The sequence below is a fragment of the Streptomyces sp. NBC_00989 genome, assembly GCF_045162655.1.
GTDB lineage: Bacteria > Actinomycetota > Actinomycetes > Streptomycetales > Streptomycetaceae > Streptomyces.
The window spans coordinates 11,658,633-11,672,894 of sequence record NZ_CP108728.1; the positions used below are offsets into that span (position 1 = coordinate 11,658,633).

At 69.2% G+C, this 14,262-nt stretch carries 14 protein-coding genes; 3 read left to right on the forward strand and 11 right to left on the reverse strand.

Annotated elements, in window-relative coordinates; all coding sequences use genetic code 11:
• Positions 1-149: 149 nt before the first annotated feature.
• Together OG714_RS52840 and OG714_RS52845 are read left to right on the forward strand one after the other, a co-directional pair.
• Positions 150-1,031, forward strand: a complete 882-nt coding sequence (locus OG714_RS52840) for an SDR family oxidoreductase (RefSeq protein ID WP_406131597.1) — start codon at positions 150-152, stop codon at positions 1,029-1,031.
• A 297-nt stretch (positions 1,032-1,328) separates the two neighbouring features.
• Positions 1,329-2,111, forward strand: coding sequence for an IS5 family transposase (locus tag OG714_RS52845; RefSeq protein ID WP_406131598.1), 783 nt, complete (start codon positions 1,329-1,331; stop codon positions 2,109-2,111).
• Here OG714_RS52845 and OG714_RS52850 read toward each other — a convergent pair.
• From OG714_RS52850 to OG714_RS52875, 6 genes are all read right to left on the reverse strand, one after another.
• Positions 2,077-2,643, reverse strand: coding sequence for a hypothetical protein (locus OG714_RS52850; protein ID WP_406131599.1), 567 nt, complete (start codon positions 2,641-2,643; stop codon positions 2,077-2,079). The genes OG714_RS52845 and OG714_RS52850 overlap by 35 nt on opposite strands.
• Before the next feature lie 278 nt (positions 2,644-2,921).
• On the reverse strand, positions 2,922-3,470 hold the full coding sequence (locus tag OG714_RS52855) for a helicase associated domain-containing protein (protein WP_406131600.1): 549 nt from the start codon (positions 3,468-3,470) through the stop codon (positions 2,922-2,924).
• Between the two features lie 259 nt (positions 3,471-3,729).
• Positions 3,730-4,707: a hypothetical protein gene (locus tag OG714_RS52860; protein ID WP_406131601.1), complete on the reverse strand. Its 978-nt coding sequence runs from the start codon at positions 4,705-4,707 to the stop codon at positions 3,730-3,732.
• Entirely contained in the window at positions 4,704-4,889 is a 186-nt protein-coding gene (locus OG714_RS52865) for a hypothetical protein (protein ID WP_406131602.1), read from the reverse strand. The genes OG714_RS52860 and OG714_RS52865 overlap by 4 nt, the downstream gene beginning before the upstream one ends.
• Positions 4,890-4,997: 108 nt before the next feature.
• Positions 4,998-7,142, reverse strand: coding sequence for a P-loop NTPase fold protein (locus OG714_RS52870; protein ID WP_406131603.1), 2,145 nt, complete (start codon positions 7,140-7,142; stop codon positions 4,998-5,000).
• 146 nt (positions 7,143-7,288) lie between these two features.
• Complete coding sequence (locus OG714_RS52875; protein ID WP_406131604.1) at positions 7,289-7,585, reverse strand: DUF664 domain-containing protein; 297 nt, start codon at positions 7,583-7,585, stop codon at positions 7,289-7,291.
• 43 nt (positions 7,586-7,628) lie between these two features.
• Here OG714_RS52875 and OG714_RS52880 point away from each other — a divergent pair, with 43 nt between their 5' ends.
• Positions 7,629-7,985, forward strand: a complete 357-nt coding sequence (locus OG714_RS52880) for a hypothetical protein (RefSeq protein ID WP_406131605.1) — start codon at positions 7,629-7,631, stop codon at positions 7,983-7,985.
• Positions 7,986-8,107: 122 nt separating this feature from the next.
• On the opposite strand, the gene OG714_RS52885 is transcribed toward OG714_RS52880, so the two are convergent.
• The 5 genes from OG714_RS52885 to OG714_RS52905 form a co-directional block, all read right to left on the reverse strand.
• Complete coding sequence (locus OG714_RS52885) at positions 8,108-9,586, reverse strand: aldehyde dehydrogenase family protein (RefSeq protein WP_406131606.1); 1,479 nt, start codon at positions 9,584-9,586, stop codon at positions 8,108-8,110.
• A gap of 44 nt (positions 9,587-9,630) precedes the next feature.
• Entirely contained in the window at positions 9,631-11,157 is a 1,527-nt protein-coding gene (locus tag OG714_RS52890) for a carotenoid oxygenase family protein (protein WP_406131607.1), read from the reverse strand.
• Between the two features lie 338 nt (positions 11,158-11,495).
• On the reverse strand, positions 11,496-12,821 hold the full coding sequence (locus tag OG714_RS52895; protein ID WP_406131608.1) for a PucR family transcriptional regulator: 1,326 nt from the start codon (positions 12,819-12,821) through the stop codon (positions 11,496-11,498).
• A gap of 49 nt (positions 12,822-12,870) precedes the next feature.
• Positions 12,871-13,476 (reverse strand): hypothetical protein, encoded by a 606-nt coding sequence (locus OG714_RS52900; RefSeq protein WP_406131609.1) that lies wholly within the window; start codon positions 13,474-13,476, stop codon positions 12,871-12,873.
• A 25-nt stretch (positions 13,477-13,501) separates the two neighbouring features.
• Positions 13,502-14,260: an SDR family NAD(P)-dependent oxidoreductase gene (locus OG714_RS52905; protein ID WP_406131610.1), complete on the reverse strand. Its 759-nt coding sequence runs from the start codon at positions 14,258-14,260 to the stop codon at positions 13,502-13,504.
• Between the last annotated feature and the right edge of the window lie 2 nt (positions 14,261-14,262).

Here is a 14,262-nt window from a genome sequence, read left to right on the forward strand (position 1 = left end):
TGCGAAGCGACCAGGTCGCATCATCTCGCAAATGATGCGACCTAGTCGCATCGCTGCGCTACTGTTGATGCAACAGGGTCGCATCAGTCTCCCGCGAGCGAATCTGAGCTGCGCGTCCTCGGCCCCGCCGTCACTAAGGAGTCCCTCTCATGCATATCTTCGTCACCGGTGCTTCCGGCTGGATCGGCTCAGCCGTCGTCCCCGAACTCATCAACACCGGGCACCAGGTCCTCGGGCTGGCCCGCTCGGACGCCTCCGCACACGCGGTCGCCGCGATGGGAGCGGAGGTGCTGCGCGGCGACCTGAACGACACCGACGTGCTGCGCGCCGGCGCCCTGGGCAGCGACGGCGTCATCCACCTGGCCTTCGTCATTCCCAGCATGAGCGAGGCCGCGACGGGGACGGACGCCAAGGCCATCGAGACGTTCGCCGCCGCCCTCGCCGGCTCCGGCAGGCCCCTTGTGATCTCCGGCGCCACACTCGTGACACCCGGCCGGCCCGCGACCGAGCACGACGAACTCGTCGCGGCAGGACCCGTCGCCGCCCGCATCGCCAACATGAAGGCAGCGCTCGCAGCAGCAGAAACGGGCGTGCGCACCTCCCTGGTCATGCTGCCCCGCTCGGTCCACGGCGAGGGGGAGCGTCACGGCTTCATCCCTCAGCTCATCGCCACGGCCCGAGCCAAGGGCGTCTGCGGCTACATCGGCGACGGCACCAGCCGCTGGCCCGCCGTCCACGTCAAGGACGCCGCGGCCCTCTACCGCCTTGCCGTCGAGCAGGCACCCGCCGGCTCCGTCCTCAACGCCGTCGGCGACGACGGCGTGCCGGTCCGCGAGATCGCCGGGGCCATCGGCCGACACCTTGACCTACCCGCACACTCCCTGCCCGCCGAGGAGTTCAACGGAATGCTCGTGCGCCTCCTCAGCACCGACATGCCCGCCTCCAGCAGCATCACCCAGCAACTCCTGGGATGGAAGCCCACCCACCCCGGCCTCATCGAGGACATCGAACAAGGCCACTACTTCCTGTGACCAACTACAGACAGCAGGCGCGAGAAGCCGTCTTCCGCAGCGATCCATTTGGGCGCCAGTTCGAGTGCGGTGACTCGGTTGCGTGATCTCCGGCTCCGACGTGCATGAAGGCGGGGCCTCCTGTCCAGCTCGGGATTGTCGAAGTCCGAACGAGCCGGCCGGGAGGCCCTTGTGTCGCCGTCTTGCGGTTCAGTGCTTGTGGAGTCCAACGCGGCTCCCCGGTCGTGCGATTGCCTCGCCCACCGGTTCGGCAATGCGGGCGACCATCCGGACCGCGAGCCTCGGTACCCCTCGGACATGTCGGACGCGGAGTGGGCGGTCGTGCGGGAGGCGCTGCCGGTCCCGTCGTGGATGAACGGCAAGGGCGGTCAGCCGGAGGGCTACTGCCACCGGCAGATGCTGGACGCCGTGCGCTACGTGGTCGCGGGCGGCATCACGTGGCGGGCGATGCCGGGCGACTTTCCCGTGTGGGACCGCGTCTACGCCTTCGCACGGCGCTGGGGCACGCAGGGACTGCTGGCCGAGTTGCACGACCGGCTGCGCGGCCTGGTGCGTGAGGACGCCGGCCGTGATCCGGAGCCGACCGCCGCCATCGTCGACTCACAGTCGGTGCGGGCCGCCGCCACGGTCCCCGCGTCCTCGCGCGGCTACGACGCGGGCAAGAAGGTGCCCGGGCGCAAGCGCCATATCGTGGTGGACTGCCTCGGCCTGCTCCTGGTGGTTATGGTGACCACCGCGAGCGTCCACGACAGCAACGCGGCCGTGGACCTGCTGGAGCGTCTGCGGCGCCGCTTCAAGAAGATCACCCTGGTGTGGGCCGACGGCGGCTACGCGGGCCGCCTAGTCACCTGGGCCATGGAGAGGCCCCAGCTCACCCTGCAGATCGTCAAGCGCAGCGACGACGCCGCGGGGTTCGTGGTGCTACCGAGGCGCTGGTGCGTGGAACGCACCTTCGCCTGGCTGTTCCGCTCGCGTCGGCTGGTGCGCGACTGCGAGACGCTGCCCGCCGTCCACGAGCAGATGGTGCTGTGGTCGATGACGATGCTCATGAGCCGCAGGCTGGCCCGTCGGCGAGCGTGAACCGGCCCGGGGCCGACTCCGTCGCCCAGCCGCGGTCCGCCAGCCGCTTCATCTTCGACCGCACGCCCTCCACGCTGGTCGGGCACAACTCCAGCCCGAGCACGACGGCGATCTCCTGGCATGTCATCACCCCGCCACCACCCGACCGGCGTTCCACCAGAGCGGAAAGGATGCGCTGGTAGTCCACGGCGAGCGCGTCCGCCGTGAGCGCGGGCCGCCACACCGGGACGATCGAACCCGACCGTGCAGCCCCAGGGACAGACACCGCAGCGGGCGCGTCCGCCAGCGGCTCGGGTTCCAGCTCGGGCATGGAGGGCTCCTCCGCCGGCACCGGGTCGGCCGCGCCGGCCTCGCGGATTCGCGGCACGGACAGGACCTCGCCCACACGCTGCCGGGCGATCAGCCACTCCTGCCAGTCCGTTTCCGCCTCCGCGAGCTCGGCCAGCACCCGGTCCGCCTCCTCCCGCAGCCCCTCCACGCGCTCCCGCGCGGCCAACGCCCGCTCCTCCAGCAGACCCACGACCGACGCCATCCCCGCACCTCCACCGACGAGCCAACCCGACGGCCACAGCCTGCCTCGCCAGCCCCGGCATCACGCCTGAGCTGCGAGAACATGCCGATCAAGTTCGGTACGACAACGGCTTCTCATGGCAGCGAAGCATGACCAAGCTGTCTGGCCTTGTCTAGATCACGCTGCCGCCCAATCGAGTCCGAGCGCGGCCAGTGCGGTGAGCCGGTCGGTGGTGAGTGACCTCCTGCGCACCTTCTGGTTCATGACCCACACCCCGAGCTTGACCTCCGTCCCGTCCTTCAGCCGCTCGACGTGGGCCCTGGGGACCGTCGCAGAGCTGTGCGAGTCTTGTACTGCGCCAGGGCCGCCACGCCCCGCTCGAAGGCCCCCACGGGCGCCGCGGCGGGTTCTGCGGGTGTCTCCGGTTTCGCGGGCGGGGCGAGCGGTGTGATGCCGAGCTGCTCCAGGCGCTCGCGCTGCCCAACCGTCAGGCTCGCCCAAGTGGCGTGCTGGCGCTGCTTGTTGAGCCATCGTCCGACGTCCTGGCCGTGGATGGTCATGCCGGGCAGGACGTCGGTCTGGTCCTCATCGCGCAGCAGCTCACGCACGGCCGCGAAGTGCCGCTGCCAGTCGGCCGGCCACTCCGGATTCCAGTCCGGGTCGACCTCCTGGAGCGCGGTCTCCCACTCCGGGTGTCCGTCCAGGACGCCGGGCCTGCGCAGGTTGGACAGCCACTGCCCCACCGGCCGGTCCAGCATGCTCGCGGTACGGGGAGCGCACAGCGTCCAGTGCTCCTCGTAGTACGCCTTCGCGGCCTCCAGGTTCTCCTGGAACTTCTCATGGGCCACCGACCACACCATGCCCAGCTGCTGCAGCCGCCGGGCGCAGGTGTCGGCGCCTAGTTTTTCTGGGTTGTTGTTGTGGCTTCGAGCTGGGGTTTCTCAGTTCTTCTGAGTGTTGTTCGCGGGGCCCGGGGTGCCCGGGGTGCCCGGGGTGCTCGGGGTGTGGTTCTGGGTGGGGCCATGGTGGCTGACCTGCACGGTTGTGGCCTGTGCAGGTTGATTGATCGTGGTGCAGTTCCAGTGGGCCGCTACTTGATGAGACGGATCAAGTGGTGTCGGGGTTGGTGAGGTCGTCGTGGGTGAGGGTGACGCGGGTGGCTTTGCCGGCTTTGCTGGCGGTGGTGGTAGGTGGCAGGACGCGGACGTGGATGAAGTAGACGCGGACGCCGGAGAGTTCGGCGTACGGGGGCCATGCGCTGGGGGTGCCGTCGGTGGGCAGTTCGAGGAGCTTGTCGGTGATGTTGTAGATGACGAGGTAGGCGGTGTGCTGCCCGTAGTCGTGGGCGTATTTGACGATCTGGTGCAGCCCTTTGATGAGGTAGTGCTTGCCCCGTCCGTTGCCGTCGAAGATCTTGCCGTCGCAGACGAGGGGGTCGCGGCCGTCGAGGTCGCCGACGAGGTCGGCTTCGCCGGAGGCTGAGCGAGGCTTGGCGTGGGTGATGTGGTCGCCTTCGAGGAAGAGGAAGCGCTGCAGGTCGAGGTTGTAGACCTCTTCACCATTGGCGCGATCGGCGTCGAAGCGCGCGTACAACTCTTCGCGGTCGAACCACTCGGTGCGGGTTCGGTAGCGCTCGAGGGTGTGCAAGGTGCTGCTTTCGGCGCCGACGCGCTCGCTGAGGAAGTCGAACAGGGGTTGCAGGATGTCTTCGGCGAACTTACGCCATCGGTTCTGATGGGGTTTTTCCATGCTGTAGCCGATCGCGGTGCGCAGTCCGACTTTGGGGTCCCTCGCTGCCTTGGAAGCGATGTCCTGCATCAGTTCCCAGATGAGTGTGGCTCGCCCTTGTTCGGTTCGGCTGGGCCAGACGAACCGGCCACTGCGGGTCAGTGCGGTGCGGAACTGCTCCCGGTCGACGCCTGGTTCTGTCCGGGACGCCTCTTCGAGGAGTCCCGTGAGGGCGGGTTGGCTGTTGATCCAGGTGACGGCGAGGTGGACTTCGTGGCCGGCGCTTGAGTAGGGCACGGTCATGAGCTTGCGCAGGCGTTCGCGTACGGCGACCTGGAGGCGCTGCTGGTACTTCACCGGAGGATGCCTTTCAGTGCTTGTGCGATCTGCTGCTGGACGATGTCGCCCGCGTTCTGCGCGCTTCCGGTGTCGTCGACCAGCCAGATGCGGGTGTAGCAGCAGGGGCAGGTCACGGCAGTCCGGGCCGCGGCCTCCGAGTAGCGGGCCCACATCAGGTATTCGCAGGTGGGGCAGGCCATCTAGAGGACCGCCCTGAGGAGCCGCGTTGCGAGGGATGCACCGATGGCGGGATTGTTCGGTTCGGGCCGTTGCCTGTCGAGTCGGCGGAGATGTTTCGGGGGCTGAGGTTAAGAGGCAGCGGCGTTGTCGTCGGGGGTGTGGGCGGTGGTGGGGCGGTGCTCGCGGAGTGCTTGGAGGATGTTGGCGTGGTGTTCGTCGGCAGGACTGTTGCCGGTCTCGGACTGGAGGAGGGGATCCAGGCGTGTGTAGAGGTCGTCGAGACCGAACATCGCGTCGAGGCCCGCCAGGACACTCTCGTCGATTAGGTGGTGCGGGCGTGACGTGGGTTGGATGAGTTTGCCCAGGAGGGGGAGGGGTTCCCATCCGTTGTCGAGACGTTGGCGTAGCCAAGGGCGCAGGCTGTCGGGGTGGGTGTGGCGCCACATCCAGATCAGGTCGGTGTCGGACTCGGTGAGTTCCTCAGCAGGTCTGCCCGTAGCGGGTACGAGGTGCTGGGCGATCCGCTCGGTTACGGCGTCGCGGGCCTGAAGAGACCAGTCTTCGGTGGTCTGTACTTCCTCGGAGTCGTTGCTGTCAGGGTTGGTGGCGCGGTGCAGGGTCCGGGTGGCCAGGACCGTTCCGTCGGGGGTGGCGGCCATGGCGGCCAGTACTGGGGCTCTTTGTTCCGGCGGGAGGTCGGTGAGGAGGTCCCGGGCCAGGAACTGCAGGCTCATGCCGCTGTTGACCAGGCCCATCATTTCCGGCTCGGCGGTCAGTTGCCCGTAGCTGTCTGCCATGGCCTTGAGCAGCGCAGCGGCGGGGAGGCGGATGCCGGCGCTGCGGCGCTGCTCGATCCGGCGGGTGATGCGGTGGGTGTCGTCACGGAGGCGGAGCAGGAGTTCGGCTGCTTCCTCTCCAGGGGCGTCGGCGGTCAGCTGGGCCAGGGCTTGGTCGAAGGCGGCTTCGGGGAGATCGTCGTCGGGAATGCCGAAGACCATGTACCGGTCGAAGTAGTCGGTGCTGCCGATCCCGCGGCGTTGGGCGGCTGCTTTCGTGTCGCTGCCGTTGCCGAGGTCTTGCTGGACTGTCGGGAACAGCAGGGCCAGCAGGTTGAGTACGCCTTTGATGTGTTCTTCGGCCACGCCGGCTTCGCGTAGGCGGCGGCGCCAGCGTTCGGCTCGTTCGCCGGGTTGTTGCGTGCTGTGTCGCTGTGCTGGGTCGATGCTGGTGCCAGTCAGCTCGGCGCGGTGCCGTCCCAGGAGCCGGTAGACGCCGGGCTCGTTGGTGCGGAGGAAGGTGACGATGAGGAAGTCGACCAGGTCCACGTTTCCGGCGAGGGAGCTGAGAGTGGCATCGGCCTGCCCGAAGTAGCGTTTGACGGCCCGTGGCGTCTGCAGCCTGTCTTGCAGGTGCCGGAAGTAGGCCTCGGAGAAGCGTCGTTCCTCGCCTGGCGTCATGGACAGGCTGTGGGAGTCCAGCAGGGTATTGAGGGCGCGGACGCTCATGGCGGCGGCGTCGCGTTCGCGGAACGCGGGGAGGTCGAGCCGCACCTGGATGATCTTTTCCAGGAACTCGCGGGCTCTGCCCTCGCTGTTTCCTACGAGGTCGCTGCGCTGCAGGACGTCCAGCAGCGTCTGCTCGTCGAAGCTGATCAGGTAGTAGACGTTCGGTAGATGGCCCACCAGGCGCACCAGCTTGAAGACAAGGAGCAACTCGTCGGGGGTGAGGCGGTCCAGATCGTCCATGACGACCAGGACGGGCTGCCCTGCCCGCCGCAGGGCCTCTTCGGCCTTCCGCTTGGCCGCCGAGGCGCTGGTGTCTCCGCTGATGCGGTCGCTGAAAGCCTTGATCAGGCCTTCTGAGTCGAGGCCGGCCAGCGCGGTGAGTTTGCCCAAGGGGCTAATGGCCTGCCCGAAGCCCCCGAGCGTTTTACGGACTTCTGACCAGCGCCTTCCTTTGGGGAGGGCGGCACGGATCTCGCTGAACAGGGCGGCGGTCAGCGTCTCCAGGCCGGAGTACAGCCATGGGTTGAGCTCCGCGATCAGCCAGTCATCGCTGCCATCCTGCCGCTGTAGGAGGCGTATCACTTTGCCCAGGACCGTCGACTTTCCGGAACCCCAGGAACCGATCAAAGCCAGGACGCCGGTTTCGGTCTGAGCCCGGACGCGCCCCAGCAATTCCACCGCGTGCCGCGCGTACTGTTCACGCCCCAGCAGGTCGGACCCCTCGTCGTCGAGGAATGGTTCGTCGTTGAAGAAGCGCGCGTCGCTCATCGGCATAGCGTGCCTGTGACCGTTCTCGCTAGTTGGCGAGTGAAGCGGGGTGGCTTCCCTGCTCGTACGGTTTCTGTTCATGCGGGTTGGCGGGTCTTGTTCGCGATAGCTGGCGGGAGAAGGGGCCGCTGGATCTCACGCCTGCTCTATGAATTTCCCCAACTGTTTTCGGCAGGATCAATGAGGTTCTGTGCGTCAGCCCCAGTTGTGATCTCCTGTGAAACCGTCGATGGATTCGCGCAGGATGTCCGCGTGACCCGCGTGCCGAGCGACTTCCTCGACATGTGAATCAGTGCCCAGCGCAGTGAAACGGTGACGCCGTCGAAGAACGCGAATGCGGTGCCGGTGGCGTCGATGTCGAGGCTCTCGATCGCTTCGTCCGCGGCGGCCCGGGCGCGGGTGTAGAAGTCCAGGATGTCCTTGGTCCGCTCGTCAGCGGCCACGTGCCAGTCGGACGCCTCGCAGCCTTCGCAGGTGGTACTGACGGTGAATCTGGGCGATCAGCTCCCCTTCTACCTCGTGCCGACCGACACCGCCGACGGGGTGGCCGACGCCCGACGGATCACCCTCCACGGCACCACGGACGCCGCCGACGGTCTGCAGCTGATCGGGCGGACCCTGTACGTGGCCAACCCCCAGGGCGTGGCCGAGATCAAGCTCTCACGGTCACTGACCGCCGGACAGGTCCTCGGCACCACCCAGGTGCCGGGCGCCGCATTGCCGAGCGCGGCCAAGGCGTTCGGCTGCCGCCTCTACGTGGTCGACGCCAACTTCGGCGAGAACTTCTCCAACGTCGGCAACCCGGCCGCCGAATTCAAGGTGACGGCCATCCCCCTTCCCTGAGTTCAAGCTAAGACAGTAGAACTCAACCCCGTGCTGGACGCGGAAGAGGCCGAGCCTGCCGCGCCGGCAACCCGGCACCACGTACTGCCCGGCGGCCGGGTATCCATGGACTGCGGCAGTGTTCAGAACGGGTACCGCTCGATCTTCGCCTGCGCGGTCACCCACTGCACCTCGGTGAAGGTGTCGAGGTTGGCTCCGCCTCCGAAGCGGCCGCCGGCCGCGGAGGCCTTGGCGCCGCCGAAGGGGGCCACGGCCTCGTCGTCGACGGTCTGGTCGTTGATGTGGACGGCGCCGGACTCGATGCGCTCGGCGAGTTCCAGAGCGCCGAACACATCCTGGGTGAGGATGGCGACCGACAGGCCGTACTCGGAGGAGTTGATGATCTCTATGGCCTCCTCGACGGTCTCGTAGGTGGTCACGGGGGCTACGGGGCCGAAGATCTCCTCGGTGAATGCGGGCGCGTCGTGAGGAATGCCGGCGAGGACGGTGGGCCGGTAGAACAGCCCGTCGTAGGTTCCGCCCGCGGCCAGGCGCGCGCCCTGGGACACGCTGCGGGTGACGATGTCGTGGACCCTGTCACGCTGGCGTTCGTCGATGAGCGGGCCCAGGGCGTTGTGCGGGTCGGCCGGGTCGCCGACGGTGATCGCCGCGGCCTTCTCCGCGAGCTTGGCCACGTACTGCTCGGCGACGGAGGCGTGCACCAGGTGCCGTCCCGTGGTCATACAGATCTGGCCCTGGTGCAGGAACGACCCCCATGCCCCGGCCGACGCGGCCGCATCGAGGTCGGCGCCGGGCAGGACGAGGAGGGCGTTGTTCCCGCCGAGTTCCAGGTGCACCTTCTTAAGCAGGGGCCCGGCCGCCGCGCCGATCGCCCGGCCGGCGGCGGTGGAGCCGGTGAAGGAGATGCACGGCACGGCCGGGTGGGTCACCAGCGCCTCACCGACATCGGCCCCGCCGGGCAGGACGTGCAGCACTCCCTCCGGCAGGCCTGCCTCGGCCAGCAGTTCGGCGAGAGCCAGTCCGCCCGAGACCGGGGTGCGCGGGTCGGGTTTGAGGACGACGGCGTTGCCGAGGGCGAGCGCGGGCGCCACCGAGCGCATGGAGAGGATGGCGGGGAAGTTGAAGGGCGAGATGACCCCGACCACCCCGAGGGGGACCCGGCGTGCGAACGACATCCGCGGCCGGGTGCTGCGCAGCAGCTCGCCGTAGGGCTCCGCGGCGAGCGCGGCGGCCTGGAAGAGCTCGGAGACCACCAGACCGGTCTCGAAGGCGGCCTTGCCCATCCCGGACCCGGCCTCGGGAACGAGCCAGCGCACCAGCCGGGCCGGGTCGGCCTCCAGCAGGGCCCCCGCCTTGCGGAACACCTCCGCCCGCCGGTCGTAGGGCAGCCGGGCCCAGTCCCGCTGGGCCTTCGCCGCGAGGCCGGCGGCCCGGTCGACGTCGGCCGGGGAGGCGGCGCCGACCGTGGCGAGCACCTTGCCGGTGGCCGGTGCGGTCACGTCGACGGTCCCGCCGTGGCCCTGAGCCCAGGTGCCGTCGAAGATCTTGCCGTCCCATGGCGGACGGGCGTGGGCGGATGGCGGTTCAACTGTCGTGGTCAAGGTGGTCTCCGGGGTTCGTGTGCGGCTCATGGGTGCGCGGGGGATCAGTGCGCGTCGCGGAGGGCGGACACGCTCTTGTCGAGTACGGTCTGGTCGGCCCAGCTGCCGTGGAAGCCGAACGGCACGCGTACGGGCAGCCCGACCCGGGCCAGGGGCTGGGCGACGAGGTCGGACGCGTCGTGGATCAGCAGCTCGCTCAGACCCGTCTCGGGGTTCCACCACAGGGCCAGCAGATAGCCGTCGTCCTCGCCGCGCGGGTCGGTCCGGGGGACGAACACCGGCTCGCTGGGGCTGGTGAGCGGGTGCGGTCCCTCGATGACGACCGTGGAGTCCTTGAGGTAGTCGTGGCGGGCCAGGCCGTCGGTCATGGTGGCGGGGGCCAGGTCACGGGTGGTCACGAAGTAGCCGTACCGGTGCTGCCGGCCGGCGTAGCCGTCGTTGATCTTCGGGAACTCGCCGGCGATACCGGAGACGCGGCGGTCGGTGACCTTCCCGGTCTCCGTGTCGATCCGCCACTGCCAGGAATATCCCGGGGGAAACCACTCGTGGGAGCTGAGCGGAGTGAGGCTGTCGGCGGGGCTGCCGATGCGGGAGATCCGGTGCATGTCGATGACGACCTCGTCACCGGTCTCGTAGGCGTTGTAGAAGTGTGTGGGCGCGAACATGCCACCGGCCTCGTACCACTTCACTTCGTGGGTGCGGCGGTCCATGAGCACGATCTGTGTGCCGTGCGGCAGTGCCGCCTCGTCCCAGACCACGCCGGGCCGGCCCTGGGCGGCCAGGTCGGGGCGGAGCAGGTTGGGTGCGACGAAGAAGATCGCGTAGTTCTCGCTCACGGCGAAGTCGTGCATGAGGACCGGGATGCCGATGTCGATGGTGTGGGAGTCGATGACCTGTCCGGTCCGGACATCGGCGCGGTACCAGGTGATGACGGGGCCGGTGGCGGCGAAGAAGAGCAGGTCGCCGGTGGCCGGGTCGGTCTTGTAGTGGGCGGTGCACAGGATGTCGATGCCGCGGTGGAAGTCGTAGGTGCCGTACGTCTCCAGGGTCCGCGGGTGCATCGCCGTCGGCAGGCCGCCCTCGAAGTAGACGAGCAGGTGGTCGTCGAAGATGCCGACGTTGGTGTTGGCCACGTTCTTGGCGGGCGGGGCGCCCTTGGGCAGCCGCCCGGGCGTGCCGCCGTTGACGAAGCCGCTGTAGACGGCCTCGCCCTGCTCGACCTCGAACTTCATCGAGTCCGTCGCCACCCAGCCGGTACGGAAGGCCGCCTTGCCCTCACGCAGGTAGAGCGCGGCCACCATGCCGTCGCCCTCCCACCAGTGGTAGCGGTCCATGTTGCGGGGCTGGAAACGGGGGTTGGAGGAGACCCGGAACAGGGCGCCGGCGAGATCGTCCGGGATCTGGCCCTGTACCGGGAGGTCGTAGCTGTGGCTCTCCTGCGTCCACGGGGCGAACGGGCCACGCAGCCACTTGTTGTCCGTCGGCCAGTTCTGGTCGGCACCGACGCGCTGGGCCTGCGGCGCGACGGACATCGGCGTGGTCGCGATGACGGGGACGGGCGGGGTGTTCATAAGGTCCCTTTCACGGGGAACAGGCTCTGCGAAGAGGCTCGAAGGCCACGCCGCTGCGGGTACGGCAGCTGCGTCGCGACCGGGCGAAGGACCGGTACGCGCCGGGCCCACAGCCACCGCGCTCTGGAGTGACGAGGCAGGCCCCGGGAGTCTGCGGCTCATGCATCGCTCCGTAACCCGGTGGGCACCTCCTCGTGCCCGGCCCGGTCATCTTCCGGCGCCGCACGCCGGTCGTCCTCGGTGCCGGACGACAGAATCGTGGTTCGGTTTTGTCGCCGCAGCGCAGTCAGCGGCGGTACGGGGTGCGACAGCTGTGGCGAGGCCCGTGCGGTCTGCGATCAGGGAGTGATGACCCGGCTGATCTCCAGCGCCAGCCGCAGCGGCAGATGGTCCTGCGGCAGGGGCCGCCCCATCAGCTCTTCGGCACGCTTGACCCGGTAGGCGACGGTGTTGGGCGCCACGAACAGTTCCTCGGCGGCGAGGGTGCGGCTGCGGCCGTGCGCCAGATACCGACGGAGTGTCTCGCGGATCTCGGCAGCCTTGGGGCCGGGGCCGGCCAGCGGCCCCAGGACGTCGCGCATGTAGCGCTCGGCGTGCTCGGTGTCGGCGGTCAGCAGCGACAGCTCGGCGACGTCGGCGTAGGCGTATGTACCCGGGGTGCCGAGGGCCTGTGCCACCCGCTGGGTCTCCCGGGCGGCGACGTGGCTGCCTCGGAACCCCTCGTCGCCCCGGGCCGGTGGTCCCAGAGCGACGTAGACCCCGCCGGGGTAGTGGGCTGTCCTCGCCCTCGTCTCTTTACGGACCAGGGAGACGAGATCCGTCGGCGGTGGGTGTGGCCAGCTCAGCCATGCCCACAGTTCGGACGTTCCCGTCGGCAGGACGAGGGAGCGCACGGCCTGCGAGACGCCGACGAGATCGGCGGCGAGCCGGTGCAGCGGCACGGAAGCGCTCTGCCCGTCCCCCTCGTCGTCCGTCCACACAACGGCGGCCATGTGGTGGTGGCCGAGGTCGAGACCCAGGGTGTTCACCACTGTCGCCGGGTCGGCGTGGAGGCCGGCGAGAAGGTCGTCCACGAGCTTGCGGCGGGCGGCCATGAGACTGCCCGCCCAGTGCTCCCGCTCCGCCGCGTACTGCGTGGCGAACGCCGCGGTCAGTTCTTCGACGTAGGCGAAGGACAGCCGGGCGACGCGCTCGCTCTCGTCGGGCCACCGTTCCGCTTCGACGAGGAGCCGCAGAGCGGACAGCAGCCGTCCGTAGGTGTGGACGTGAGAGGTCCACACGGCCCGCAGGATACGGTCCAGCGGCACGCCCCGGTGCACCAGATCGCGATTGCCGTCGACTGCCTCGGGCGGGGCGTCGATGCGGTCGGCCGGCGTGTCGTGGAGCAGCCCCCGCAGGATCGCGATGCAGCACGCCTCCACCGATCGGCGTGCCGTCCGCAGGCCCACTGGTCCATCGGCGATTTCGGGAGACTGCCGGGCGCACTTCTCGGCGGCCCCGGCAGCCGTCTCCACCACCCAGGCCACGGGACCGGGGCCCAGGTCGGTTTCGGCCTCCGCGACCGTCGCGGGGGATGAGGCCGGTGCCGGGTGGTCCGTGTCGCTGTCCGGTCGCAGTCGCAGGAGCCATTCGCCGGCGCCCGTCATGACTCTCACCTCGCTCATCTGCGGCCCATCATCCTCCCGATCACGGCACACGGTGCGATGTAAGTGCTCACTCATGCGGGGCCGGACCGGGTCCGGGCGGGGCACTGTCGAAGAGGGGGGCCAGCAGCTCGCGCGCCTTCTCGGGGGTGATGACGTTCGCCGGGTCCATCTTCTCGAGGCGGCGGCTGCCGGTGTCCTCGTAGATGTGCTCGCCGATCAGGCGGCAATCCGCGTCGTACGGCCAGAACGACGCCATGTAGTGAGTGAGCTGGTAGTAGGCGTCCGGGTCGTCGATGTCCTCGCCCTGCTCGGCCAGGACCCGGCCGGGGAGGTGGTGGCCGAAGAAGGATTCGATGGCAAGGCCCCAGTCCGCGACGGCCACGTGTTCGGTGATCGGGCCGAAGACGTTTGCGCGGGCTTCGGTGATGCCCGCGTAGAAGGCGCCGATCTCGGCCGTGCCGCGCAGGCGGAGCGAGGTGCCGTTCTCGTTGATGCGGTAGCAGGGCACGTCGACGATCATGTCCGGCCGGAGAATCTCCTGCCAGCGCCCGGAGACCTCCAGCAGCGCGTGCCGGCGGAAGTTCAGCAGGATCGCCCGGTGCCGCGGGTTCTCGGTGACCGCGAGCAGGGCGTCGGGCTGTCTGACGACGTTGCGTACGTCGAACACGTTCATGTGCTGGCCTTTCTGGCCGAGTGGTTCACAGGCGGATCTGCATGGGGTCGCTGGCATCGACGCCGCCGTCGATGACATGGACGGCGCCGGTGATGTACGGCGCCTCCTCGCTCAGCAGGAAGGCGACCAGGGCGGCGACCTCGTCGGCCGTGCCCATGCGCCCGAGCGGGCTGTGCGTGCGCAGTGCGGTGGCGGCTGCCTCACCACCCAGTGCTTCGGCCAGGGGCTGCTGCAGTGGCGTCTCGATCAGGCCCGGCGCGACGACGTTCACCCGCACCCCCAGGGGTGCTCCCTCGAGCGCGGCGCTTCGGGCCAGGCCGATCACGGCATGTTTGCTCGCCGTGTAGGGCACGACCGCGGCGCTCGCCCGCAGCCCCGCGAGAGAGCTGGTGACGACGACGGCGCCGGGGCGGGCGGTGGCGCGGAAGTGGCGCAGGGCGTCGCGCAGACCGAGGAAGACACTGCGCTGGTTGACCGCGACGACCCGGTCGTAGTCCCCCACGTCGAGGTCGGCGAACGAGCCGAAGGGGCCGGGGATTCCCGCGTTGAGGTGGAGCAGATCGACGCGGCCGAAGTGGGCGACGGCGGCCTGGAGGTACTCCGCGGCGCCGGCCTCTGCCGACACGTCGGCTGCGATGGCCAGCGCACGCCGGCCGCACTGTGCGGTCATGGCGGACGCGGCGTCACCGTCGCGGTCGACGAGAGCGACCGAGCAGCCCTCGGCGGCGAGGCGCCGCGCGGTGGCCGCCCCGATGCCGCTGCCGGCGCCGGTCACCACCGCCACAC